The sequence below is a fragment of the Dorea phocaeensis genome, assembly GCF_900240315.1.
Taxonomy (GTDB): domain Bacteria; phylum Bacillota; class Clostridia; order Lachnospirales; family Lachnospiraceae; genus Dorea_B; species Dorea_B phocaeensis.
Genome location: NZ_OEPZ01000002.1, coordinates 36,127 through 59,762, shown reverse-complemented (window position 1 = coordinate 59,762; position 23,636 = coordinate 36,127). Strand labels below are relative to the sequence as shown.

The 23,636-nt window shown below is 44.0% G+C and carries 24 protein-coding genes and 3 tRNA genes; 19 read left to right on the top strand and 8 right to left on the bottom strand.

Features of this window, described 5'->3' with window-relative positions; translation table 11 throughout:
- Positions 1-11 precede the first annotated feature (11 nt).
- A complete protein-coding gene (locus C0979_RS04195) occupies positions 12-557 on the top strand; it encodes a signal peptidase II (RefSeq protein WP_101694836.1) in 546 nt (181 codons plus the stop codon).
- Here the strand turns inward: C0979_RS04195 and C0979_RS04190 are convergent.
- From C0979_RS04190 to C0979_RS04170, 5 genes are all read right to left on the bottom strand, one after another.
- Complete coding sequence (locus C0979_RS04190; RefSeq protein ID WP_101694835.1) at positions 505-1,446, bottom strand: D-2-hydroxyacid dehydrogenase; 942 nt, start codon at positions 1,444-1,446, stop codon at positions 505-507. The two genes, C0979_RS04195 and C0979_RS04190, sit on opposite strands and share 53 nt — an antisense overlap.
- 35 nt (positions 1,447-1,481) lie before the next feature.
- Positions 1,482-1,552 (bottom strand) — tRNA-Gly (locus tag C0979_RS04185).
- Positions 1,553-1,559: 7 nt separating this feature from the next.
- Positions 1,560-1,634: transfer RNA gene (locus C0979_RS04180), tRNA-Pro, on the bottom strand.
- Between the two features lie 117 nt (positions 1,635-1,751).
- On the bottom strand, positions 1,752-2,624 hold the full coding sequence (locus C0979_RS04175) for a C39 family peptidase (RefSeq protein ID WP_101694834.1): 873 nt from the start codon (positions 2,622-2,624) through the stop codon (positions 1,752-1,754).
- A gap of 152 nt (positions 2,625-2,776) precedes the next feature.
- Positions 2,777-4,510, bottom strand: a complete 1,734-nt coding sequence (locus C0979_RS04170) for an ABC transporter ATP-binding protein (protein WP_101694833.1) — start codon at positions 4,508-4,510, stop codon at positions 2,777-2,779.
- Positions 4,511-4,735: 225 nt separating this feature from the next.
- On the opposite strand from C0979_RS04170, the gene trxA reads away from it, so the two are divergent.
- Positions 4,736-5,044, top strand: a complete 309-nt coding sequence (trxA, locus tag C0979_RS04165; protein WP_101695309.1) for a thioredoxin — start codon at positions 4,736-4,738, stop codon at positions 5,042-5,044.
- A 29-nt stretch (positions 5,045-5,073) separates the two neighbouring features.
- On the opposite strand, the gene C0979_RS04160 is transcribed toward trxA, so the two are convergent.
- Complete coding sequence (locus C0979_RS04160; protein WP_101694832.1) at positions 5,074-5,748, bottom strand: Crp/Fnr family transcriptional regulator; 675 nt, start codon at positions 5,746-5,748, stop codon at positions 5,074-5,076.
- Between the two features lie 184 nt (positions 5,749-5,932).
- On the opposite strand from C0979_RS04160, the gene C0979_RS04155 reads away from it, so the two are divergent.
- Together C0979_RS04155 and C0979_RS04150 are read left to right on the top strand one after the other, a co-directional pair.
- Positions 5,933-7,513: a DEAD/DEAH box helicase gene (locus tag C0979_RS04155; RefSeq protein WP_101694831.1), complete on the top strand. Its 1,581-nt coding sequence runs from the start codon at positions 5,933-5,935 to the stop codon at positions 7,511-7,513.
- A 15-nt stretch (positions 7,514-7,528) separates the two neighbouring features.
- Entirely contained in the window at positions 7,529-8,122 is a 594-nt protein-coding gene (locus C0979_RS04150; RefSeq protein ID WP_101694830.1) for a nucleotidyl transferase family protein, read from the top strand.
- Between the two features lie 8 nt (positions 8,123-8,130).
- Here C0979_RS04150 and C0979_RS04145 read toward each other — a convergent pair.
- Positions 8,131-8,205: transfer RNA gene (locus tag C0979_RS04145), tRNA-Pro, on the bottom strand.
- A 133-nt stretch (positions 8,206-8,338) separates the two neighbouring features.
- Between C0979_RS04145 and dapB the strand changes: the two genes are divergently transcribed.
- From dapB to xth, 9 genes are all read left to right on the top strand, one after another.
- Entirely contained in the window at positions 8,339-9,139 is an 801-nt protein-coding gene (gene dapB, locus C0979_RS04140; RefSeq protein ID WP_101694829.1) for a 4-hydroxy-tetrahydrodipicolinate reductase, read from the top strand.
- A gap of 34 nt (positions 9,140-9,173) precedes the next feature.
- Complete coding sequence (locus C0979_RS04135) at positions 9,174-9,515, top strand: YbjQ family protein (RefSeq protein WP_101694828.1); 342 nt, start codon at positions 9,174-9,176, stop codon at positions 9,513-9,515.
- A gap of 68 nt (positions 9,516-9,583) precedes the next feature.
- Positions 9,584-9,769, top strand: a complete 186-nt coding sequence (locus tag C0979_RS04130; RefSeq protein WP_101694827.1) for a ferredoxin — start codon at positions 9,584-9,586, stop codon at positions 9,767-9,769.
- 173 nt (positions 9,770-9,942) lie between these two features.
- Complete coding sequence (locus tag C0979_RS04125; protein ID WP_101694826.1) at positions 9,943-10,713, top strand: ABC transporter ATP-binding protein; 771 nt, start codon at positions 9,943-9,945, stop codon at positions 10,711-10,713.
- 3 nt (positions 10,714-10,716) lie between these two features.
- A complete protein-coding gene (locus C0979_RS04120) occupies positions 10,717-11,925 on the top strand; it encodes an ABC transporter permease (protein ID WP_101694825.1) in 1,209 nt (402 codons plus the stop codon).
- Between the two features lie 90 nt (positions 11,926-12,015).
- Positions 12,016-12,267, top strand: coding sequence for a YlmC/YmxH family sporulation protein (locus C0979_RS04115; RefSeq protein ID WP_101695308.1), 252 nt, complete (start codon positions 12,016-12,018; stop codon positions 12,265-12,267).
- Positions 12,268-12,325: 58 nt separating this feature from the next.
- A complete protein-coding gene (gene nrdR / locus C0979_RS04110) occupies positions 12,326-12,775 on the top strand; it encodes a transcriptional regulator NrdR (RefSeq protein ID WP_101694824.1) in 450 nt (149 codons plus the stop codon).
- Positions 12,776-12,972: 197 nt separating this feature from the next.
- Positions 12,973-13,707 (top strand): tRNA pseudouridine(38-40) synthase TruA, encoded by a 735-nt coding sequence (gene truA, locus C0979_RS04105; protein WP_101695307.1) that lies wholly within the window; start codon positions 12,973-12,975, stop codon positions 13,705-13,707.
- Between the two features lie 60 nt (positions 13,708-13,767).
- Entirely contained in the window at positions 13,768-14,520 is a 753-nt protein-coding gene (xth, locus tag C0979_RS04100) for an exodeoxyribonuclease III (RefSeq protein ID WP_101694823.1), read from the top strand.
- 97 nt (positions 14,521-14,617) lie between these two features.
- Here xth and fabG read toward each other — a convergent pair whose 3' ends face one another.
- A complete protein-coding gene (fabG, locus tag C0979_RS04095) occupies positions 14,618-15,352 on the bottom strand; it encodes a 3-oxoacyl-ACP reductase FabG (protein WP_101694822.1) in 735 nt (244 codons plus the stop codon).
- Between the two features lie 104 nt (positions 15,353-15,456).
- Here fabG and C0979_RS04090 point away from each other — a divergent pair, with 104 nt between their 5' ends.
- The 6 genes from C0979_RS04090 to C0979_RS04065 all read left to right on the top strand — a co-directional run bounded on the left by C0979_RS04090 (position 15,457) and on the right by C0979_RS04065 (position 23,514).
- Complete coding sequence (locus C0979_RS04090; RefSeq protein ID WP_101694821.1) at positions 15,457-19,269, top strand: efflux RND transporter permease subunit; 3,813 nt, start codon at positions 15,457-15,459, stop codon at positions 19,267-19,269.
- Positions 19,266-19,805: an HD domain-containing protein gene (locus C0979_RS04085; protein ID WP_101694820.1), complete on the top strand. Its 540-nt coding sequence runs from the start codon at positions 19,266-19,268 to the stop codon at positions 19,803-19,805. The genes C0979_RS04090 and C0979_RS04085 overlap by 4 nt, the downstream gene beginning before the upstream one ends.
- A 131-nt stretch (positions 19,806-19,936) precedes the next feature.
- The gene (locus tag C0979_RS04080; protein ID WP_101694819.1) at positions 19,937-20,878 is read left to right on the top strand and encodes a DUF1848 domain-containing protein; all 942 of its coding nucleotides are present in this window, start codon (positions 19,937-19,939) and stop codon (positions 20,876-20,878) included.
- A gap of 106 nt (positions 20,879-20,984) precedes the next feature.
- Positions 20,985-21,254 carry an acylphosphatase gene (locus tag C0979_RS04075; RefSeq protein ID WP_101694818.1) on the top strand — a complete coding sequence of 90 codons (270 nt, stop codon included), beginning with the start codon at positions 20,985-20,987 and terminating at the stop codon, positions 21,252-21,254.
- An 86-nt stretch (positions 21,255-21,340) separates the two neighbouring features.
- Positions 21,341-22,942 carry an aryl-sulfate sulfotransferase gene (locus C0979_RS04070; protein WP_101694817.1) on the top strand — a complete coding sequence of 534 codons (1,602 nt, stop codon included), beginning with the start codon at positions 21,341-21,343 and terminating at the stop codon, positions 22,940-22,942.
- 53 nt (positions 22,943-22,995) lie between these two features.
- Entirely contained in the window at positions 22,996-23,514 is a 519-nt protein-coding gene (locus C0979_RS04065; protein WP_101694816.1) for a peptidylprolyl isomerase, read from the top strand.
- Positions 23,515-23,636: the final 122 nt, after the last annotated feature.

Here is a 23,636-nt window from a genome sequence, read left to right as displayed (position 1 = left end):
CGTGGAGCGTTATGAGAGGAACGGTAAGAAAAGAGAAGAAGGTCATCGGAAAGAGTAGGAAAAAGAAAAGAGAGTTTTGGAGTGCGGGGGAGTGGTTTCTCGTTCTTTTGGGGATAGATCTTCTGGCAAAGCAGTATGTGGAAGAAACGATGCTGGAGGGAGAGGAACGAGAGATACCGGGAAAGAAACTAATCCTTCGGAAAGTATATAATCGGGGATTTCTTTTGAATACCCTGGAAGAGCATCCGGACATCGTGAAGGCAGTTTCCCTTGCGGCGGGAGCGGGGTTCCTTCTATATGACGGATATCTTTTTACCCGGAAAGGAAATCGACTGGAGAAGCTGGGGTTGATTCTGGCAGGCGCAGGGGGAGCCAGTAACCTTGCAGACCGGCTGTTTCGAGGACGAGTGGTGGACTATATTGGAGTGAAAAGCCGTTCGTCCTTTTTGTCACGCCTGACAGCGAATTTAGGGGATCTTTATCTTTTTATCGGAGCGGTTATAGTCATGGTGTCTCAGAAAAGAAAGCGCGGATCTGTTCGCAGATCGTCGTCATAAGGCGGGTTCTGGATTCTATGCTTGCCCAGGCAATGTGGGGAGTGATGAAAAGGCGCCTGCTGTCTTTGATGGACAGGAGCGGCGAGTCTTCCTGCATGGGTTCCTCACAGAGTACATCAAGCCCGGCAGCAGCGATTTTGTGTTCGATAAGTGCATCTGCCAGATCCTGTTCTGACACGATGGCGCCGCGGCCGAGGTTTAAGAAGATGCAGGAGTTTTTCATCTGGTCAAACGCAGACTTGGTAATCAGATGGCGGGTAGAGGGAGTGAGCGGCGCATGAACGGACAGGATGTCAGATTCGGAAAGCAGCGCCTGAAAATCTACCTGCCGATAGCCTGGCTGCTGGGGGCTTCCGGAAGGAGAATAGTAGATGACATTTGCGCCGAATGCTTTGGCGATTTCTGCCACCTTGCGTCCAATATTTCCAAGACCGATAATTCCCCAGGTCTTTCCATTTATTTCGTGAAATTGTTCTGTAAAATGTGAGAAGCCAGTATCGTTGATATAATGCTCTTCTTTCACATAATCATCATAGAATCTCAATTTTTCCAATAGGTAAAAAAGCATAGCGAAAGTATGCTGGGCAACGGAGTCGGTAGAGTAGCCGCTGACGTTGCGCCAGGCAATGTTATGCTCTTCAAGATAAGATTTATCCAAGTGGTTTGTTCCGGTTCCGGTGGTGCAGACTAGCTTCAGATGAGAGGCTTTGCCGATTGTGGAAGCATTAATGGGAATCTTGTTGGTGAGAATGACATCTGCATCGAATGCTCTTGACGGCACTTCTTCCAGAGAAGAGAAGTCGTGCCGAGTGACGGTGCCAATCTGGTCAAACATAGTCAGATCCAAGTCTTTGCCGAGAGTAGCGGCATCTAAAAAAACAATTTTCATAAGAATACCTCAAACTTATTTTTAGATACAAAAAAAGCGGGTGATGGGAATCGAACCCACGTATCCAGCTTGGAAGGCTGGTGTTCTACCATTGAACTACACCCGCATGAGTATCGGGGTGACAGGATTCGAACCTGCGACCTCCTGGTCCCAAACCAGGCGCTCTAGCCAAGCTGAGCCACACCCCGAGGTGATATTTTGTTAAGTGTTCGTCTCACGAACGAGTTATATAATATCACCATATAAGAAAAAAAGCAATACCTTTTTTGAAAAAAATTAATTTTTTTTGAAATTCTTTTTTGGAGTTACTTCAAAGAGTAGACCCACATTGCCCGAATCTGATCTTTGATCTGCGAAAAGTTCCAAAGCGTTTCACTGTTTGCTTTGCTGAATGGATCATTCACAGTGACATTTCCATTTTCGTATCCGGTTAGTACAATAAAGTGGCCAATCTGTGTAAAGTTGCCGGGACCGACGCTGCAGATAATCGGGTGTCCGGCAGATAATTCCGCACTGACCTGCATTTCGTTGAGGAGACCTTCATAGCAGGAAAGGTTCCAGGAAGCTCCGGCTTCACGCATAAAGGACCAGTAGGTATTGTTCTCTTCATCGACGTAGCTGTGCTGAGTCCCAAAGGATGCAACCTTTGCAGGGGTGATGGAAGGATCCTGATTAAGACCGGATGCAACCATTGCCATGCAGGTAGGTCCGCAGCCGCTGATGGCGATAATGCTGGTACCATAGGTGGAATATCCCCAGCGTTCATCCCATTGTAGCAGAAGGGGGATGGAGCCTGGCTGCAAGGAGTCACCGATAGTTTCAGCAGGTTTGGAATCTTTTTTCTTTGGATAATTTTCTACGAAGTCAACAGTTTCGGGGTTTTTATCGAGAAGTTCAATGACGCCATCCGGATACCCTGCGCTGATGGCTTTTGCCCTTACTCGCTCCAAGTGCTCTTCGGGAGTCTCTTTCTTTTCGGTCTTCTTTTTTTTCTTTTTTTCTTCCTTCTTTTGTTGTTCGATTTTTGCCGCTTCTTTTGCTTCAGAATGTTTTTTATGTACCTGATAGCTTCCAATTGCACAGATGGCAATAAAGATCACACATCCGATCAGCAAAAGCTGACGGCGAACCTGTTGGCGTCGCCGGTTGGAATGCCGCACTTTTTTCTTCTGTTTCATCTATATAAAATCCTTTCATATTCAAATCAAGTACAGCCGAAGAAGAGGGTTGTACTGAGAAATATTATACAACAATCAGGAAAAAGGGACAACTTAAGAGATATTAAAATTCTCTTAATGCTATTTATACTTTCAAGGAATCGTCTGCTGTGTCAGTCTGTAAACTGCATTTCATAATAATGGGCATAGATTCCGCCGAGGTTCAGAAGATCTTTGTGTGTACCGCGTTCAGAAATCTGGTTGTCGGATACTACAAGGATTTCATCAGCGTTTCGGATGGTAGACAGTCGGTGTGCAATTGTAATCGTAGTACGGTTTTTGGAGAGTTCCTCCAGGCTCTGCTGAATCCAGCGTTCGCTTTCGTTGTCGAGGGCGCTGGTGGCCTCATCAAGAATCAGGATCGGAGGATTCTTTAAAAATACCCTGGCAATGGAAATCCGTTGTTTCTGTCCTCCGGACAGTCGGGTACCGCGCTCGCCGACAAACGTGTCATAGCCATCAGGAAGTTCACTGATAAATGTGTGGATGTTCGCCTTTTTGGCGGCATCTATAATTTCTTCCATAGAAGCGTCCGGTTTTCCGTAGGCAATGTTTTCCCGGATGGTTCCACAGAACAGATAGACATCCTGCTGTACCAGGCCGATCTGACTTCGCAGGCTTTGAAGTGTCAGGGTGCGGACATCTTTTCCGTCGATAGTAATGCGCCCGCCTGTCACATCATAGAAGCGCGGAAGCAAGGAGCAGATGGTTGTCTTGCCGCTGCCGGACGGTCCAACTAATGCAATTGATTTTCCGGCAGGAATCTGGAAAGAGACATGGGAAAGGACGGGGGTGTTGTCATCGCTGTAATGGAAGGATACGTCTTCGTAAGACACGGAGCCTTGAACAGAGGATAAAGCGGTGGCATCCGGGGAATCCAGGATTTCCGGTTCAGTTTCCATTACATCCAGAAAACGGCGGAAGCCGGAGAGTCCTTTTTGTATCATTTCTACCAGTTCTATCAGAATTTGGATAGGGCTGACAAAAATGCCGATATAGAGGGCATACATGGCAAGATCGCCAACCTGCATCTGTCCTTTGGCAATGAGGTAGCCACCGAAGACTAACGTGGTTAGATACATCATGCCCTGGAAGAACAGATTCCACGCCATAAAACTTCCCATGCATTTATAATTGTCTCTTTTGGACAACAGGAAAGCGTGATTGCTCTTGTGAAATTTTTCTTCTTCAATCTCTTCGTTTGCAAAAGACTGAACGACACGGATCCCTGCTAGAGTATCTTGAAGACTTGCGTTAACGTCTCCGATTTTTCGTCGGTTCTCCATAAAGGTTTCCTGCATACGCCGATTCTGGTGCATGGAGAACAGAAACATACATACCACAAGAAGGGCAAGCGGAATTGCAAGTCTCCAGTTGATCAAGAACAGGAAGAGAAAGGAGCCGATAATCTTTATGACAGAAATGAAAAGATTTTCCGGACCGTGGTGTGCAAATTCTGCAATATCAAAGAGGTCAGATACCAGTTTGCTCATCATCTGACCGGAATTATTTTGGTCGTAGTAGGAAAAAGAAAGCTGTTCGTAGTGATGGAATAACTGCTGACGCATGTCCCGTTCCATATTAGCCCCCATCATATGTCCCTGATAGCTGACGTAATATTTGCATAGGCTTTGAATGAGATACATCAGAAAAAGACCGATACCGATGGGAAATAGTGCCGCCAGAATCGAAGATGCATCTTTGGTGAACAGTGTGTTGGTTAAAGTTCTTAAGATTTGTGGATAGATCAGATCAATGACACTGATGAGCGCAGCGCAGATCAGATCTAAAAAGAAAACCATTTTATAGGGGCGATAATAGGGAATAAATTTTTTTAATGTATGCATATTTTTCTTACCTCACAAATGAAATCTAAGAATTAGGTTGGTAATATTTATCTTAACATAAGAAGAAAGAAGTTGCAAAACGGGAAGAAGAGAGAAAAAAGTGTGACCGGATCACGGAATTTTTGTAAAAAAAGGTTATACTGTGTATATAAGCTAAGAACAAGAAACAGGAAACCGGAGAAGTGTTCCGGACCTATGAAAACAGAGAAAGAGAGGAAGATAGATATGTCAGTAATTCATTTAACCAAGGAAAATTTTGAACAGGAAGTCATGCATTCAGAGGTACCGGTATTGGTAGACTTTTGGGCAACCTGGTGCGGACCATGCCAGATGGTTGGACCGATCTTGGAAGAGGTGGCCGAAGAGGTGACGGATGCTAAGATCTGTAAGGTAGATGTGGATGCCAATCCAGAGCTTGCAAGAGAGTTCCGTGTAATGTCCATTCCGACTTTGATGGTATTCAAAGAAGGAAAGAATGTGAAGAGAGACGTAGGAGCAAAGTCAAAGGCAGAAATCTTAGAGATGCTGAAATAAGGATGGAAAAGGCAGACAGCCTGAAGAAATTAAATTAATTTCTTCAGGCTGTCTTTATCTTTAATTCGCACAATTCCGCGGGATAATTCCACATATCCTTCGCTGGAAAAATATTTGAGCATTCGAGTTACAACTTCTCGTGCGCTTCCCATCAGTCTGGCGATCTGTTCATGCGTCATACGGATTTCCGTGGAACCTGAGGAAGCAGCCTCATCCAAAAGGAAGATGGCAAGGCGTTTGTCGAAGCTCATAAAGAGAATCTGCTGCATCGCCCACATGACATCGGAGAAGCGTTCGGTTGCCATTTTATAAGCGTGACATTCGGCATGGACGTTCTGTTTCATTACAGTGGCGATAGAAGCAGAACTGATCTGAATTACATCGGAAGCTTCTACGGTGTCGATGAAAACATCGAAAGTAATGGATTTGAGAACGCAGGCGGCAGACAGCACACAGGAATCTCCGGCATGAATCCGGTACAATGTGATTTCCCGACCTTCTTCGGAAAGCATGTATACCCGGAGAGATCCGGAGGTTACCAGAAGCATCCCGATGCATTCGGATTCTGCGCTGTGGACATTGGTATCCTTATCATAATGAAGCTCTGAGGAACCGGCAGTTAGAATTTCTTTCTGGTTTGGAGTAAGATCGTCCCAAAATGGCAGCATGTTTTGAAGGATGGATAAATTCTTAGATGATAGCATAATAGCCTCCTTGTATCATTGTAGATTCGTGTGAAATCAGTATAACGCAGATGGGAAGTGCATTTCAATGTATTTTCTGAAATAAAAATAACGGGTGGGGACAGTGAGTTTTAAAAAGAAGTGGACATTCTAAAAGCGCGTATGCTATCATAAAACCTTAGACTTGAAAGGAATAGGAAAATTAATGGAAGAGATGAAATTTGAAGATCTGGGACTATGCCCGGAAATATTAAAAGCGGTAAAATACATGGGATTTGAAGAGGCGTCACCGATCCAGGCGAAGGCGATTCCGGCAATGATGACCGGGCGTGATGTGATAGGACAAGCGCAGACAGGAACCGGAAAAACAGCGGCATTTGGAATTCCGCTGCTGGAAAAAATAGATCCGAAAAAGAAGAAATTACAGGCGATTGTACTTTGTCCGACCAGAGAACTTGCAATTCAGGTGGCGGATGAAATCCGCAATCTGGCAAGATATCTGCACGGTATTAAAGTGCTTCCGGTTTATGGAGGTCAGGAGATTGTCAAGCAGATTCGTTCATTAAAAGGCGGGGTACAGCTGGTGATTGGAACGCCGGGGCGTGTGATGGATCATATGAGAAGGAAAACACTGAGAATGGAACAGGTGCATACCGTAGTGCTGGATGAAGCAGACGAGATGCTGAATATGGGATTTAGAGAGGATATAGAGACGATTTTGGAAGGTGTTCCAAAAGAGCGTCAGACCGTGCTGTTTTCTGCCACCATGCCAAAGCCGATTCTAGATATCACCAGAAGATTCCAGCAGGATGCAGAACTGATTAAAGTGACGAAGAAGGAACTGACAGTACCGAATATTGAGCAGTTCTATTACGAAGTGAAGCCGAAGAATAAAGAAGAAGTGTTGTCGAGGCTTCTGGATATTTATAATCCGAAGCTTTCCGTTGTATTTTGTAATACAAAGAAGCAGGTAGATCTGCTGGTCAATGGTCTTTTGGGACGTGGATATTTTGCAGCCGGACTTCACGGAGACATGAAGCAGGCGCAGAGGGACCGGGTAATGGAAGGGTTCCGGAAAGGGAAAACAGAGATTCTGGTGGCAACCGATGTGGCAGCCAGAGGAATCGATGTGGATGAAGTAGAAGCGGTGTTCAACTATGATCTTCCGCAAGATGACGAGTATTATGTACACCGGATTGGAAGAACGGGCCGTGCTGGAAGAGTGGGGCGTTCCTTTTCCTTTGTGTCAGGGAAGGAAGTTTACAAATTAAGAGAGATTCAGCGTTATTGTAAGACCAAGATCTATGCGCAGAAGGTTCCTTCCTTAAATGACGTCGCCAATACGAAGATGGAAGTTCTGATGGACAGCGTGGCAAGAATGATTGAAGAAGAGGATCTGACGACCTATCTAGAGCTGGTGCAGTCAGAGGTTAATGACTCTGATTACACGAGTATGGATATTGCAGCTGCTCTGTTGAAAATGTGTGCAGGTGCAAGAGAAGAAAAGGAAGAAGATCTTTTTGAAGATACCGGTGCAGAGGAACCGGGAATGGTTCGTTTGTTTATTAATATCGGAAAGAAACACCGGGCAAAACCAGGGGATATCCTGGGGGCGCTGACCGGAGAAAGCGGAGTACCTGGCAAGGTGGTTGGAACGATTGATATGTATGACAAGTATACATTTGTAGAAGTTCCAAGAGAATACGCAAAAGAGGTGCTAAATGCCATGAATCATGTTAAGATAAAGGGGAAGGCTGTAGCAGTAGAACCGGCAAACCAGAAATAAAATGGGAGGATACTTATGACAGAGACAGGGGTAATACACGGAAGATTTCAGATTTTGCATTTGAAGCATATGGAATACATTCTTGCGGCAAAGATGCGCTGCAAGAAATTATATATTGGGATTACCAATCCGGATTCGATGCATACCAAGGACTCTGTTGGCGATATCAATCGTTCTGCGAAATCGGCGAATCCATTGACTTATTTTGAGCGGTATGAATTGATTCGGGGAGCGATGAAGGAATTTCGTGTGCCGGAAGAAGAATATGATATTCTTCCATTTCCGATTAATTGTCCAGATTATCTCCTTCAGTATGTTCCAAAGGATGCCGTCTATTATATGGGGATGTGCGATGAATGGGATGAAGAGAAATACCGGATTTTAAAAGGGCTGGGGCTTACGGTGGAAATACTCTTTAGAAAGACCCCGGAGGAGAAAGGAATTACCGCGTCCCTGGTGCGAAGCGCTATTGCTACCGATCAGGAATGGGCGAAGATGGTTCCGAAAAGTGTCTATCGTTATATTACAGAGCATGATTTGGATGAGCGGATTAAGCGTCTGGAACAGATGCGGATAGATGAAAAGGACATTAACCGGATAAAAGATTAAAAAATAAATCGGGGTAACAGGATTCGAACCTGCGACCTCACGGCCCCCAGCCGTGCGCTCTAACCAAACTGAGCCATACCCCGATAGGACTATTCTAGCGAATTGTATGGAAGATTGCAAGTATTAATTGTTAAAGTTTTGGTGAAGGTATGATATAATTATTGCATATATTGTAGCTCGGGAGATGGTATATTCTATGAGGAAGGAGTTTGGAATATGAAAGTAATTGTAGTAGGTCCAAGAGGTAAGATGGGGAAATTGATTACGCAGATTGCGTCTGAACGAGATGATATGGAACTGGTTGCAGGCGTTGCTCCGGCGGGCAGAGATTATATTGGTCAGGACTTGGGACAGGCTGCAATGGTGGGAAGGATGCTGGGAGTTTCGGTTGTAGATGATCTGGAAAGCGTAATTGATGATTGCGATGTGATCATTGACTTCTCTACAAAGGAAATGGGAATGAAGGTATTGGAACTTGCTGTTGCGCATGAGAAAGCGCTGGTGTGCGGAACTACAGGTTTTTCAGCAGAAGAGATGCAGCGATTTAAGGATGCGGCGCAGAAGATTCCGATGCTTTATGCGGCAAATACGTCGAAGCTTGTGAATGTGATGAATCGCCTGTTGGAAATGGTTGCTTCCACTTTGAAAGATGAGATTGATATTGAGATTCTGGAAATGCATGATCAGTGGAAAAAAGATGCGCCAAGTGGAACTTCCAAAGAAATGGGAGAGATTATGGCACATGCAATGGGAAAAGAATTAAGTGAAGTGGCCGTCTATGGACGGGAAGGAGTTTCCCCAAGAGAGCCGGGAACGATTGGATACCATTCTCTTAGAGCGGGAAATATTCCAAGCAGCCATACGGTATTCTTTGGCGGAATGGGAGAACGTTTGGAGATTACTCACCACTCCTATAATTGGGAATGCTTTGCAAGAGGAGCCTGCGACTGCGCGGTGTACCTGGCAGATCAGGAGCCGGGATTTTATACCATTCAGGATGTACTGCATTTAGAATAGAAGAAAATACAAGCAAGATGAGGAGAAGAATGAAATGATTTTAGTGACAACACAGTATATTACCGGAAAGAAGCTGGAGATGATTGGTATGGTTCGCGGAACGATGATTCAGTCTGTGCACGTAGGAAAAGATATTGTGAATAGTTTTCGGACTTTGGTGGGAGGAGAATTAACTTCTTACACAGAGATGATGAATGAAGCCAGAGCGATCGCAACGCGCAGAATGGCGGAGGATGCGGAAGCGATGGGGGCGGACGCAGTGATTGATATCCATTATACCTCTAGTTCTGTGATGCAGGGAGCCGCAGAGGTACTTGCTTATGGAACGGCAGTGAAAATCGTTGGAGATGAGGAAAAACAAGGAACTATTTGCTAATGAATGTATAATTCCTGCTTTTGTGGAGATACTGGAGACATGTGAAAAAGCACAAGGAGGAAAGATTCATGAAAGCAAGAGTGGAAGAGGGATGCATTTCCTGTGGAACCTGCGTAGCGGTGTGTCCGGAGGTGTTCCGGTTTAATGACGATGGATTGGCGGAGGCATATGAGGCTATAGAGCCAGAATATGAAAGCGCGGCAGAGGAAGCCAGAGACAGCTGTCCGGTATCTGTGATAGACCTGGGAGAATAAGGGGAAAACAAAGAAACGTTGATACAGAATCTAAAAATTAGAACTGTATTGACGTTTTTTATTGTTTTCTAAAGGGCTGGATAATTCTTGAATGTTTTCTATTGACAAATAGAAAGAAAAAGAATAGTATTGTATCAACACACTAATACAATAAGGGATAAGGAGAGCAAAAGATGATTGAGATTAAGCATTTAACTAAAATTTATAAACTCAATAAAAAGCAGATGGCTGAATCCAAAACGAAGAATCCTTATAAGACGGCTGTGGACGATCTGTGCCTGACAGCAAAAAAAGGAGAAATCTACGGACTTTTAGGACCGAACGGCGCGGGGAAGACGACGACACTTCGCTGTATTGCAACATTGATCAAACCGACAAAAGGCGAGGTCTTTGTTGATCAGCATGAGGTGCAAAAGGAGCCGGAGAAGGTGCGGGAATCCATTGGATTTCTAACCAGTGAGATTAAGCTGGATGAACAGTTTGATGTGGATTATATGTTTGATTTTTTTGGAAAACTTCACAACATTTCCGGAGAACGGTTGAAAAAACGCAAAGAAGAGTTGTTTACATATTTTGGAATCAAAGAGTTTGCGCATAAGAAGATCAAAGAATTGTCAACTGGTATGAAACAGAAGGCGGCCATTGCGGTAAGTCTGGTGCATGATCCGGATATTGTGATTTTTGATGAGCCGACCAACGGACTGGATATCATTACAGCAAGAAGTGTGACGGATTATTTGAGAAAACTTCGAGATGACGGGAAGCTTGTGATTGTATCTACGCACATTATGTCGGAGGCAGAAAAGCTTTGCGACAGGATTGGGATTATTATTGATGGACAGAAGGTGGCGGAAGGAACCCTGCGGGAATTGTTGGAACAGACCAATACTTCCGATCTGGAGGATGCCTTTTTTGAATTTTACAGCGCGCGGAAGGGAGAATAAAGCATGAGTGGAATGAGACAGATATTCAAAAAAGAGATGGACAGAATTTTTAAAGATAAGAAAATGGTCTTTTCTGTATTCTTTCTTCCGGTATTAATGATGGTTGTCCTTCTTTCTATTATCAACGGTTTGGCATCTAATATGGAAAAAGATATTGAAAGTCATAAGTCAGAGATTTATGTGATGAATGAGCCGGCTTCATTTAGAGATGTCCTGGAAGTAAGCAAAATGAAATGTCAGTTAAAGACGGTGGCATCAGAAAAAGAGATGAAGGGGGCGAAAAAGGAGATTCTGGAAGGAGAAGCGGATCTGATTGTGGAGTTCCCGGAAGGTTTTGAGGAGGATATCGCAAAATACCAGGAGGGGGATCCTGTGCCGCAGGTTAAGACCTATGAGAATCCTTCGGAGGAATATTCCCAGCAGGCATCAAGGAACATGACTGCGGCTTTGGAGACATACCGGCAGATGCTGTTGTCTCAGCGGGTAGAAGATATGAGTTCTCTTACGATTTTTCAGGTGAACAGCGACAATGATGAGATGTATATTCAGGATGAGAGGAAAGCCGGAGGAAAAGCAATCGGAACAATGCTTCCATACTTTATTACCATTCTGCTCTTTGCAGGTGCGATGGGAATTGGAACGGATATGGTGGCAGGAGAAAAAGAAAGAGGTACGATGGCAAGCCTCTTGGTATCACCGATTAAGAGAAAAGATATTGCACTTGGAAAGGTGCTGGCATTGATGTTGATTTCCGGAGTGTCTTCGCTGATTTATGTGGCGGCTATGGTAATCGGTGCGCCGCTGATGATGAGTAAGATGGGCGGACTTGGCGATCTTGATATTCAGTTGAGTGTGCAGCAGATTTTGATGCTGGGGACACTTTTGGTAGCGATTGCATTCCTGTATTCAACGATGATTGCACTGATTTCTGTGTTTGCGCGGTCAGTGAAGGAGGCGAATACATATGTGATGCCAGCTTACATGCTGGTATTGGTAACCGGACTTTTGACAATGTTCACGTCTGGAGAGACTAGTCAGAAAATGTTCTTCATTCCAATTTACAACACGGCGCTTGTGCTTCAGGGAATTTTGGGTCAGGAAGTTACAATGATGCAGTTTGGCGTAACGCTTATTGAGACGCTGGCGATTGGAGCAGTGCTGATGGGAGTGATTGTCAAAGCTTTTGACAGCGAGAAAGTAATGTCTGCTTAAAGGGCAGTAGATATATGCAGCGGGGCAGGTAAGCCTTTGCTGCATATATTATATATAAGAAGAAATAAGAAACTGGTGAGTGCAATGGGAATGCGTCTGTGTGAGCTGGAGAATAAAGAAGTAATCAATGTCTGTGACTGTAAAAAACTAGGTTATATTGCGGATCTGATTCTGAATGAGTGCAGTGGATGCGTGGAAGCTTTGATTATTCCAAAGGGAGGAAAAGTATGCGGTTTCTTCTGTGATGGATCGGAGTATATCGTTCCTTTTTGCTGCATTAAAAAGATTGGACCGGATATTATTTTGGTTGAAATGCATGAGGAAAAGAAAAAAGTTGTTTGACTTCTTCTAGGGCAGCAGATATACTATATGTATTATATTGAGAAAGGACGATACCAAGATGAAGTGTCCATATTGTAATCATCCGGATACCAGAGTGATCGATTCCAGACCGGCAGAGGATGGAAGCTCGATTCGTAGACGCCGTTCTTGTGATGTGTGTGGGAAACGGTTTACCACATATGAGAAGGTGGAGACAATTCCGCTTATTATTATTAAAAAAGATAACAATCGGGAACAGTATAACCGTCGTAAGATCGAGAACGGGGTTCTGCAGGCATGTTATAAGAGACCCGTTTCTGCTGAGGAGATTCAGCAAGCGATCGACCGGATCGAGACGAAGATTTTTAATTTGGAGGAGAAGGAGATCCCAAGCAGTACGGTGGGTGAATTGGTGATGGAAGAATTGAAAGATCTTGATGAAGTTGCCTATGTCAGATTCGCATCCGTTTACCGGGAGTTCAAGGATGTTAATACCTTTATGGATGAATTGAAAAAGATTTTGGGATAGTTGGATTTTGGCAGATTTCCGGGAAGTTTCCAGTAAGAAGTTGTTTACGAAGAGTGGTGTTCAGTGATAGAATAGAGGAAGAAGCAAAGAAGATGGGTTTGCTTCTTCCTTTTTCTATAACAACGATGGAAAGCAGATAATAAAGTAGATAAGGAAGTAGATAACATAGATCAGATTCGTAAGATTGGGTGACAGAGATGAGAACATACAAGTTGACAATATCCTATGATGGGAGCAGATACCAGGGGTGGCAGCGTCAGGCGACCACTGATAATACGATCCAGTTTGTACTGGAATACAGCATTGGCAAATTGGTCGGATACCGGGTGCAGGTAGACGGATCCGGGCGGACAGATGCCGGAGTCCATGCAAGAGGACAGGTGGCAAGTGTGAAATTGTCCAAGCTTTATGATACGAAGGAGTTTAAGGAGTCTTTAAATCGTTATCTTCCGGAAGATATCCGGATTGTAAAAGTAGAGCTTGTGAAAAATGGATTCCATGCACGAAAAAGTGCAAAGGGCAAAAAGTACGAGTATTATATCGACTGCCGGGAAAAGCCGGATGTCTTTTCCAGAAGATATTGCTATCATTATCCGGAGAAACTGGACATTGAGGCGATGCGTGATGCAGTGAAGTATTTGATTGGTCCGAAGAATTTTACCAGCTTTACCGATGATAAAGAGTGTAAGGATCCGGTACGCAGGATTACGAATATCAAGATTGTAAGCACGGGCGATAAGGTGAGAATTACCTATTATGGAACAGGATTTCTCTACCATATGGTTCGTATTCTGACCGGGACGCTTCTAGAGATTGGAACCGGGAAGCGGGACGCATCCATGCTGCCGGTCGTAATTGCAGCAGAAGACAGGAGCCTTGCGGGATTTCTTGCACCTGCAAGAGGATTGTTCCTTAGAAAGGTATATTATTAGAAGAAGCAATTATGGATTGGAACAACGACAGATTAGAGACGACGAGATGGAGGAGAACAGATGAAATTTGTTTCATGGAATGTAAATGGAATCCGTGCCTGTGTGCAGAAAGGATTTTTGGATTTTTTTCAGGAAGTAGATGCAGATATTTTCTGCATACAGGAATCAAAGATGCAGGAAGGACAGCTTGATCTTGATACCCCGGGATATTACCAGTATTGGAATTATGCAAAAAAGAAGGGGTATTCCGGTACTGCAATTTTCACAAAGAAAGAGCCATTATCAGTGGCTTATGGGCTGGGAATAGAAGAGCATGACCAAGAGGGACGTGTCATTACGCTGGAATTTGATGATTATTATTTTATTACAGTATATACGCCGAATTCCCAGAATGAATTGGCAAGACTTCCGTATCGGATGCAATGGGAGACGGATTTCCTTGCATATCTGAAGAAGTTAGAAGAAAAGAAGCCGGTGATTTTCTGTGGAGATTTAAATGTTGCCCACAAGGAAATTGATTTAAAGAATCCAAAAACGAATCGCAAAAATGCCGGATTTACGGACGAGGAAAGAGGAAAGTTTACAGAGCTTTTGGAAGCAGGTTTTATAGATACCTTCCGATACTTTTATCCAGATCAGGAGGGGATCTACTCTTGGTGGTCTTATCGCTTTAGCGCAAGAGCGAAGAACGCAGGGTGGAGAATTGATTACTTCTGTGTATCTAAGTGCCTGGAAGAGCGGCTTAAGGATGCGAAGATTATGACGGACGTGATGGGATCAGATCATTGTCCGGTCGTGTTGGAAATGAAGTAAGATTGATATAGGAGAGAATAACAAATAAGGATCCCTAAAAAGGCAGGGATCCTTATTGAAAATTCAACCGAAAAATCAAGAGAAATCATCATAGGATTTAGAGAAATCCGCCATCCATGCCGATGATTTGTCCGGTCATATATTCCGGGGCGGTGGCAATATTCCACAGCATTAAAGCAGCTTCGTCCGGAGTGGCAAACCGCCCAATTGGAATCTCTTCGGAAAGAGCGGACCGCTCTTCCTCGGTCAGCTGGCTGTTCATATCGGTATCAATGACGCCGAATGCGGCAGCATTGACCTGAATATTGCTGGGGGCAAGTTCTTTGGCAAGGGCGCGGGTAAGTCCGTTGACTCCGGCCTTGGAAGCGGAGTAAGCAGCTTCGCAGGAAGCGCCGGAAGTCCCCCACATGGAAGAGACGTTGATGATTCGTCCGGATTGTCTGGCAACCATTGCAGGAATAGCGGCTCGGCAGCAGTAGAAGACGGAAGAAAGGTTGGTCCTTAGGACGTGATCCCATTCTTCGTTACTCATGTCACTTAGCAGGCCGATGTGAGAGATTCCAGCATTGTTGATCAGTACATCCAAAGCATCCCAGGAATGGTAAATTTTTTGAAACATTGCATCGACCTCATCTGAATGGCTGATATCAGCCGGTAGAATATCGCAGGTACTGCCATATAAGGTTTCGATCGTGTATTTTAGTTTCTGTAGTTCGTCGACAGAGGTTCTGCAGTTTAAGAATACATGGTATCCACGAGAAGCGAATAAAAGAGCGGCACTTTTCCCAATTCCGCGGGAAGCACCGGTAATAAGTACATTTTTCTGTTCCATAATAACTCCTGTGTTCTTATATATGAAAGTGTAAGAATTTTTGGTTACCAAACTATTATATCTCGGAACAGGAAGCAAGGAAAGACTAAAGTGAGAGGAAAATTATGCTGTCAAAATTGAGTGTGAAAAGACCCTATACGGTTGTGGTAGGGGTCGTGCTAATTATTATCTTAGGAATTGTATCATTTCAGAATATGACGGTAGATCTGCTTCCGAGCATGAATCTTCCGTATGCTATCGTTGCAACGACCTATGCGGGAGCAAGCCCGGAAGAAGTAGAGGAAGTGGTAACGAAACCAGTAGAGCAGACGATGGCAACCGTCAGCAATATCAAGACTGTTCAGTCAATATCCAGCGAAAATGCATCCACAGTGGTTCTTGAATTCGATCAAACTGCCAATATGGACGCCGTTACTATCGAGATGAGAGAAAGTCTCGATCAGATACAGGGGTTCTGGCCGGATGCAGTATCGAATCCCATTATTATGAAATTAAATCCAGATATGATGCCGGTACTGATTACCGCTGTCAGTGCAAAGGGGCAGGATGCCGGAAGTGCCAGCCAGCTGATTCAGGACGAAGTAATACCGGAGATAGAAAGCGTCGAGGGTGTTGCTTCGGTTGGAGTATCAGGAAGTGTAGAAGAAATGGTGGAGGTAACCCTTCACGAAGAGCAGATTACACAATTAAATGCTGATATGAAGGCGGAGATGGAAGCAAAAATCAATGAAGCCAAAAGTGCGCTGGAGGAAGCTAAGTCTCAGGTGGAAAGTGGAAAAGCTGCGCTGGAGATTGGGCAGCAGCAGGCGGCGGCCGGACTTTCAGAGGCGGAAGCACAGGTGGCTGTAAAAAGTGAGGAGATCCGACAGGCACAGCTTGAGATTAGCGAGAAAATGGCAGAACTTAATGTGGCAGAGACACAGCTTTCCCAGTCGCTTGCGATGGCACAGGCAGCAAAGGCTGCGGCAGAGGCTCAGATTACAGAGCTTGCCACGGCAAAGGAAAGCTATGAACAAATTGTGGCAGCGCTTCAAAATCCAGATCTTACGGAAGAAGAACGTGCGAACTTAGAGGCTCAGAAAGCGAAGCTTCAGCCGGTAATGGACAATTACGACTCGTTGTATGCGACGGCGCAGGCAGCTCTTTCTCAGGCAGATGCGACGGTGCAGACACTGACAGAAAATATGTCCCAGATTACACAGGGGAAAAGTCAGTTAGAAAATCTTAAGACGCAGGTCAACAGCGGGGCAATGACATTAGCCCAGGCAAGGGGAGAACTTGCCTCAGCTCAGCTGGAAACAGCCACAGGATTAGGACAGGCACAGGCAAGTCTGTCAGCTGGAGAGATGGCGATTCAGATGCAGGAAGCACAGGCGCAGGCAGCAGGTAGCGAAGCAGATCTAGCAGCTGCGGGGATGGGAGATCTTCTTTCGGCAGAAACAGTGGAAACCTTGCTGAATGCCCAGAATTTTCGGATGCCGGCAGGGTATGTGAGAGAGGATGGGATTGATTATCTAATCCGTGTGGGTGATAAATTCCGAAGTATTGAAGATATTAAGAATTTGGTACTTCTTGATACGGAAGGCTTTGATCCGATCTGCTTGTCAGATATTGCAAGTGTGGAATTGGTCAATAATGCAGATGAGACTTATGCGAAGATTAATGGGGAACCGGGACTGATGCTGAGCATTCAGAAACAAACCGGGTATTCTACCGGGGATGTCAGCAGGCGTGTACAGGAAAAGTTCCGACAGATCCAAAAGGAACATTCGGATATAGGAATGGTTATCTTGATGGATCAGGGAATCTATATTGAGATGGTTGTCAATTCGGTACTTCAGAATTTATTGTATGGCGCGGCGTTGGCGATTCTGATTTTGCTGGTATTTTTAAAAAGTATCCGGCCGACATTTGTTATTGCATGTTCGATTCCGATCAGTATTATGACGGCGCTGGTTGCCATGTATTTCTCAGGAGTGACGCTTAATATTATTTCGCTGTCAGGGCTTGCGCTCGGTGTGGGAATGCTGGTAGATAACTCCATTGTGGTGATTGAAAATATTTACAGAATGAGAAATGAAGAAGGCGCATCGGCAAAAGAAGCGGCAATTGAGGGAGCAAGGCAGGTGGGCGGAGCAATTATGGCGTCTACTTTAACTACGGTATGCGTATTTCTTCCGATTGTATTTACGAAAGGAATTACCAGACAGCTGTTTGTAGACATGGGCTTGACTATTGCGTATTCGCTTCTGGCAAGTCTTGTGGTAGCATTGACATTGGTTCCGATGATTTCAGCTGGGCTTTTGAAGCGAACGGAAGAGAAGGAGTCAAACTTCTTCCGGAAGATAAAGGATGCCTATGGAATGCTTCTTGCAGCGGCGCTTCGACATAAGAAACTGGTACTTGCAGGAGCATTCATTCTGTTTCTGGGAAGTATTCTTTTGGAATCGACGCGTGGAACGGAATTTATGCCTCAGATGGAGAGTAGCCAAGTTAGTATGAATCTTGAAATGGAGAAAGGAACCAGTCTGGAAGATACAGCAAAAGTTGCAGATCAAGTAATGGAAAGAGTGGGAAAAATTCCTGATATTGAAGATGTAGGAGCAATGGTTGCAGCATCAGACATGATGGGAACTCGGGGGGAGGAAAATAAAGTTTCTTTCTATGCAATTACGAAGGAACGCCCATCCATGGATAATCAAAGTCTTAAGAAAAAAATTGAAGAGGTGACCAAAGATCTTGACGGAGAATTAACGGTAGTTATGTCAAATATGGATATGAGCGCGCTTGGAAATGCCGGAATCAGTATTCAGATCAAAGGGAAGGAAGTGGATCAGCTTCAAAAAATAGCGGGTGACATCAAAAAAATAGTGGCGAATACAAAGGGAACACAGAACGTGCTGGATGGAACCGAAGATCATAAGCCAGAGATGAGAATTGTCGTGGATAAGGCAAAGGCGGTGGCGCATGGATTGACGGTAGCACAGGTCTATCAGGAGTTATATCAGGAACTTGCAGAATCAAAGGAGGCGACGACACTTTCTACAGACGTGCAGGATTACGGCGTTTATGTAAGAGAGGATGCGAAAGAAAGCATGACCAGGGAAGAGATCCGCAATATGGCGGTGACGGCAAAGAAGCAGGATGGAACATCGGAGGAAGTAAAACTTTCTGATATCGCATCCTTTGAAGATGCAACCGGACTTTTGGCAATAAGTCGGAAAGATCAGAGTCGTTATATGTCGGTGACGGCGGAAATCAAAGAAGGAGATAACATTGGCTTAGTCAGTAACCGGGTGAAAAAGGCGTTGGAATCTTACGATGTGCCCGCTGGGTATGAAGTAGAGATGGACGGAGAAGATGCGACGATCAATGAAGCGATGACAGAGCTGTTTAAAATGCTTGGGCTTGCACTGGTCTTTATGTATTTGATCATGGTGGCGCAGTTCCAGTCCCTTCGTTCTCCGTTTATTGTAATGTTTACTGTTCCGCTGGCATTTACCGGAGGACTTCTGGCCCTTTGGATGTCTCAGATGTCGCTGAGTGTGATTGCGATGATTGGCTTTGTTATGCTGTCTGGAATCATTGTAAATAATGGAATTGTGTTTATTGACTATACCAATCAGTTGATGCGAAGTGGGATGGAGCGAAAAGACGCGCTGGTAACAGCGGGGAAGACGAGACTTCGTCCGATTATTATGACGGCGCTGACTACGATTTTGGGGCTCTTTACATTGGCGCTTGGAGTAGGAATGGGAGCCGATATGATTCAGCCAATGGCGGTAGTGACAATCGGAGGATTGGTTTATGGAACACTGTTGACCTTGTTTGTGGTGCCTTGTATTTTTGATCTGTTCCACAGACGGGAAAAGGCAGGACTTCGGGATGAAATAGAAGGAGAAGAGGTGCAGTTATGATTGAAAAGGCAATGAAATTTGCAACGAGAGCACACGAGGGACAGTTTCGGAAAGGGACGCAAAGGCCGTATATTGTACATCCGGTTGAGGTTAGTGAAATTGTAGCGGAAATGACAGATGATGAGGACGTGATTTGTGCCGCTGTTCTTCATGACACGATTGAAGATTGTGAAGGGGTTTCTCAGCGTCTGTTGGCGCAGGAGTTTTCTGAGAAGGTTGCATATATTGTGGCGCAGGAAAGTGAAGATAAATCGAAAAGCTGGATGGAACGAAAGACGTTTACGATCGAACATTTGCGGACGGCACCATGGGAGGTGCAGATGGTCGGACTTGCAGATAAGCTTTCCAATATGCGGGACATTGACCGGGATTATCCTGTCGCAGGCGAGCGACTGTGGGAGCGTTTCCGGATGAAGGATAAGACTGTGATTGGCTGGTATTATAAAGGTGTGCGGGATGCACTTGCAGATGCTTTCAAAGACGAGAAGCTGTATCAGGAGTATTGCGGATTGGTGGAGAAATATTTTGGACGATAAAGGCGCAGAGGAATCGGCAAATAGAAAGGATATAGTATCCAAAAGAAAAAGAGGATAATTGACGATTGGGGAGTTTCGGTATATGATGAATACAATATCAAGAATAATCTGAACAATTTTTGGAGGCAGGAATGATTATCAGTGTCAGCAGAAGAACAGATATTCCGGCTCTGTATCCAGAATGGTTTGTAAATCGTTTGAGAGCGGGGGAAGTATTGGTTCCAAATCCCTATAATAGAAAAAAAGTCAGCCGTATTTCCCTATCACCGGATACGGTTGATTGTATTGCTTTTTGGACTAAGAATCCTCAACCACTCCTGCCATATCTGAAAGAAATAGATAGCATGGGATATAATTACTATTTTCAGATGACGATCACAGGATATGAAGAGGATCTAGAAAGCAACATTCCCAGAACAGAAGAATCGATGGCCACTTTTTTGCTTTTGAGTGAAGAAATTGGAAAAGAACGGATAGACTGGAGATATGATCCTGTTTTACTGACGGATAAATATACAATAAATTATCATTTTGAAAAGTTTGAACAGATGTGCGAATGGCTCCACCAGGCAACAACAAGGTGTATGATCAGTTTTGTTGACAATTATAAAGAAAGTCCGTTTTTGGAACTGGAAGAGGAAGACATGCGGGAACTAGGAAAAGGCTTTGCAAAGATTGCGAAGAAGTATGGTCTTCCGTTGTATACTTGCGCAGAAAAAATTGATCTGAGCGAATATGGAATTTTACATGGCGCGTGTATCGACAAGGAAAGAATTCGGAAATTGATCGGTTATAAACTGGATTTGAAAAAAGATAGCGGACAGCGCAGGGAGTGCGGATGCGCAGAAAGCGTTGACATTGGCATCTATGATACCTGCATCCATGGTTGTAAGTATTGTTATGCTAATGGGAGGAAAGAGAGCACGGAGCGTAAACACGCTATGCATGATCCGAAGTCTTCCCTTATGATTGGAAATCTACGGGGGGATGAGGTGATTCGGGAGAAAGCGGCAAAGAGTAATCGGGATTATCAGTTGTCGTTGTTTGATCCATTGGGGACGGAGTTTTTTTAAAAAGTACACGTCCCCGATTAACTTTCAGCGTGTCCCAAATTGCAAATTGATTTTCCACATATTTGGGATTAGAATAAGAAAGAAGTGGAAAAGAAGGATTGGATTTATGACAGAGATAAGGAAGAAATATAAGTTTTACGGTCGTGTACAGGGCGTTGGATTTCGGTATACGGCAAAATACCTGGCACAGTCATTGGGCTTGACAGGATGGGTGAAAAACGAATATGATGGAACGGTTAAGATGGAGGTTCAGGGAAGAGAGCCAATGATCGATAAATTGTTGGAGGGGCTCAACAGGAACAGTTTTATTAACATTGAGTGGATAGATTCGGAAGTTATCCCCACAGAGGTGGAACAGTCCTTTTATGTAAAATAGGGACAGGGAAAATTTCATTTGGGACGGAGTTTTTTTGAAAAGTACACGTCCCCAATAAAAGGCAGGTAATTATATTGAGAAGGAAGATGTGGATAATAGGTCTTTTGGCTGTGTGTTTTCTTGCATCAGGCAATATGCAGGTAAATGCAGCAGAGCAGGACGAGGTTATGCAGCAATCGGTAAATCTAACGGATGTGCAGAAGCAGACGATTCAGGAAATTAAGGATACGTATCAGGTGGAAAGCCAGCAGAAGATTGAAAAAGAGCTGGAGAAGAAAAAGGAGGCTGGCGGCTATACCGTCAAAAATATGCTGATTGAGAAGAACCCCTTTGGGACGAATGCTCAGTCATTGTATGTATATTTCTGCACCAAGGATCCGGTCAGTGTTTCTTATAAGGTTGATGCAGAAGATAAGAAGATTGGTGAATTTTCAGCAAATGTCTGGCAGGAAGAAGAATATCAAACGGAACATGAATTTCAGGTGGTCGGTTTGGTGCCGGAGATGGAGAACAAAATTACGTTTTTTATGACGAGAGAAGATGGCTCGACAGACAAAAAAGAGATTGTCATGGAAATGGGATCGGTTCTAGGAGATGAGGATGTCCTGCTGGAAAAGGAGACCGAAGAGACTGAAAGTAAGCCGGAGAATGGGCTGTACGTGGTGTTTGGAAATGAGAAGAGCGCGCCGGATTTTATGTATTATTATGATAATGAAGGTGTGTTAAGAGGGGAAATTCCCCTTCTTGGTGGAAGAAGCCAACGGCTGATTTTTGAAGATGGTTTCATGTATTACAGTATTTCAGACACGAAGATGGTACAGATGAACCGCCTGGGTCAGATTACCAATATCTATGACCTGGGAACTTATCGTCTGCATCACGATTATGTATTTGATGAAAATGGAAATCTTTTGATTCTTGCGACAGATTCTTCCAAAGATAGCTTGGAGGATATCGTATTGAAATTGGATGTAAAGTCTGGAGCGGTTACAGAAGTTTTGGACTTGGGAAAGATTTTTCCAGAATATAAAGCTATGTGTCAGAGAAATGAAGAAGGAAAGCTTGACTGGATGCAGATAAATTCGATTCAGTGGGCAGGCGATGGGGCATTGATTTTAAGTTCTAGAGAAACCTCATCGATAATTAAACTCGTCAGCATTTATGATAATCCGACGGTGGCTTATATCATTGGGGAACCACAGATCTGGAATGGAACGCCATATGAGAATTTGGTCCTGAAAAAGGATGGAGAGTTTACGATTCAGGGCGGACAAAGTTCGGTGTTCTATGCTAAGGACAAAGAGTTAGAAGAAGGGCAGTATTATCTCTATCTGTTTAATAATGATACAGGAATAAGTAAATCCCGACCGGATCTTGATTGGGGACAGATAGGAATTTTAGAAGAGCAGAAGAAAGAAGCAAAATCTTATTATTATAAATATTTAGTAGATGAGAATAGCGGAACTTTCTGTCTGAAAGAATCTTTTGAACTGCCTGTTTCAGAGTATGGCGGAAGCGTACAGAAAACAGGAGAAAATGTGGTATATGCATCGGGAGATTCCGGAAGCTTTGGAGAATATGACAAGGATCATCAGTTGATTGGCGGATATCAGATGGATTCAGAGACATGTATTTATCGGGTGTATAAATATGACTTTGAAGGTTTTTACTTTACGGATGATAAATAATCCGTTACAATAAAAAGAAATTTGAAATTTATGATAAAGAGAGGGAACAAATAATGGCAAATCCAGTTGTTACAATTGAAATGGAAAATGGAGATATTATGAAAGCGGAGCTTTATCCGGAGATTGCTGCTAATACAGTAAATAATTTTATTTCATTGGTAAAGAAGGGGTACTATGACGGTCTGAGTTTTCACCGTGTTATCCGTGGTTTTATGATTCAGGGCGGATGCCCGGATGGAACCGGAATGGGGGGACCGGGATATCAGATTAAAGGAGAGTTTGCACAGAATGGATTCCCAAATGCATTAGCACATACAGAAGGTGTTCTGTCAATGGCAAGAGCAATGCATCCAGATTCAGCAGGATCTCAGTTCTTCATTATGCACAAGAATTCACCGCATCTTGACGGTGCTTATGCAGCATTTGGAAAGGTTATTGAGGGAATGGATGTTGTTAATAAGATTGCTGAGACGGATACAGATTACAGTGACAGACCGTTAAATGTGCAGAGAATGAAAAAAGTGACGGTTGACACCATGGGTGTGGATTATCCGGAACCGGAAAAGATGTAAAAGACAAAGGAATAAAAATGTGCGGTATCTATCAGAATGGTATCGCACATTTCTTTTATCTAAAGGATCGGCAGAGCATCTCTTTGAGCGGATTTTTAGAAGAAACCATTGCTGCCAAGATG

Excerpts from the sequence above, each read along its gene's own strand:
- C0979_RS04190 (WP_101694835.1), bottom strand. The coding sequence starts at position 1,446 with ATGAAAATTGTTTTTTTAGATGCCGCTACTCTCGGCAAAGACTTGGAT.
- C0979_RS04125 (WP_101694826.1), top strand. The coding sequence starts at position 9,943 with ATGATTGAGATTAAGCATTTAACTAAAATTTATAAACTCAATAAAAAG.
- C0979_RS04075 (WP_101694818.1), top strand. The coding sequence starts at position 20,985 with ATGACAGAGATAAGGAAGAAATATAAGTTTTACGGTCGTGTACAGGGC.
- C0979_RS04160 (WP_101694832.1), bottom strand. The coding sequence starts at position 5,748 with ATGCTATCATCTAAGAATTTATCCATCCTTCAAAACATGCTGCCATTT.
- C0979_RS04155 (WP_101694831.1), top strand. The coding sequence starts at position 5,933 with ATGGAAGAGATGAAATTTGAAGATCTGGGACTATGCCCGGAAATATTA.
- C0979_RS04195 (WP_101694836.1), top strand. The coding sequence starts at position 12 with ATGAGAGGAACGGTAAGAAAAGAGAAGAAGGTCATCGGAAAGAGTAGG.
- C0979_RS04130 (WP_101694827.1), top strand. The coding sequence starts at position 9,584 with ATGAAAGCAAGAGTGGAAGAGGGATGCATTTCCTGTGGAACCTGCGTA.
- C0979_RS04170 (WP_101694833.1), bottom strand. The coding sequence starts at position 4,510 with ATGCATACATTAAAAAAATTTATTCCCTATTATCGCCCCTATAAAATG.
- xth (WP_101694823.1), top strand. The coding sequence starts at position 13,768 with ATGAAATTTGTTTCATGGAATGTAAATGGAATCCGTGCCTGTGTGCAG.
- C0979_RS04135 (WP_101694828.1), top strand. The coding sequence starts at position 9,174 with ATGATTTTAGTGACAACACAGTATATTACCGGAAAGAAGCTGGAGATG.
- dapB (WP_101694829.1), top strand. The coding sequence starts at position 8,339 with ATGAAAGTAATTGTAGTAGGTCCAAGAGGTAAGATGGGGAAATTGATT.
- C0979_RS04150 (WP_101694830.1), top strand. The coding sequence starts at position 7,529 with ATGACAGAGACAGGGGTAATACACGGAAGATTTCAGATTTTGCATTTG.
- C0979_RS04090 (WP_101694821.1), top strand. The coding sequence starts at position 15,457 with ATGCTGTCAAAATTGAGTGTGAAAAGACCCTATACGGTTGTGGTAGGG.
- trxA (WP_101695309.1), top strand. The coding sequence starts at position 4,736 with ATGTCAGTAATTCATTTAACCAAGGAAAATTTTGAACAGGAAGTCATG.
- nrdR (WP_101694824.1), top strand. The coding sequence starts at position 12,326 with ATGAAGTGTCCATATTGTAATCATCCGGATACCAGAGTGATCGATTCC.
- C0979_RS04065 (WP_101694816.1), top strand. The coding sequence starts at position 22,996 with ATGGCAAATCCAGTTGTTACAATTGAAATGGAAAATGGAGATATTATG.
- truA (WP_101695307.1), top strand. The coding sequence starts at position 12,973 with ATGAGAACATACAAGTTGACAATATCCTATGATGGGAGCAGATACCAG.
- C0979_RS04085 (WP_101694820.1), top strand. The coding sequence starts at position 19,266 with ATGATTGAAAAGGCAATGAAATTTGCAACGAGAGCACACGAGGGACAG.
- C0979_RS04115 (WP_101695308.1), top strand. The coding sequence starts at position 12,016 with ATGCGTCTGTGTGAGCTGGAGAATAAAGAAGTAATCAATGTCTGTGAC.
- C0979_RS04080 (WP_101694819.1), top strand. The coding sequence starts at position 19,937 with ATGATTATCAGTGTCAGCAGAAGAACAGATATTCCGGCTCTGTATCCA.
- fabG (WP_101694822.1), bottom strand. The coding sequence starts at position 15,352 with ATGGAACAGAAAAATGTACTTATTACCGGTGCTTCCCGCGGAATTGGG.
- C0979_RS04120 (WP_101694825.1), top strand. The coding sequence starts at position 10,717 with ATGAGTGGAATGAGACAGATATTCAAAAAAGAGATGGACAGAATTTTT.
- C0979_RS04175 (WP_101694834.1), bottom strand. The coding sequence starts at position 2,624 with ATGAAACAGAAGAAAAAAGTGCGGCATTCCAACCGGCGACGCCAACAG.
- C0979_RS04070 (WP_101694817.1), top strand. The coding sequence starts at position 21,341 with ATGTGGATAATAGGTCTTTTGGCTGTGTGTTTTCTTGCATCAGGCAAT.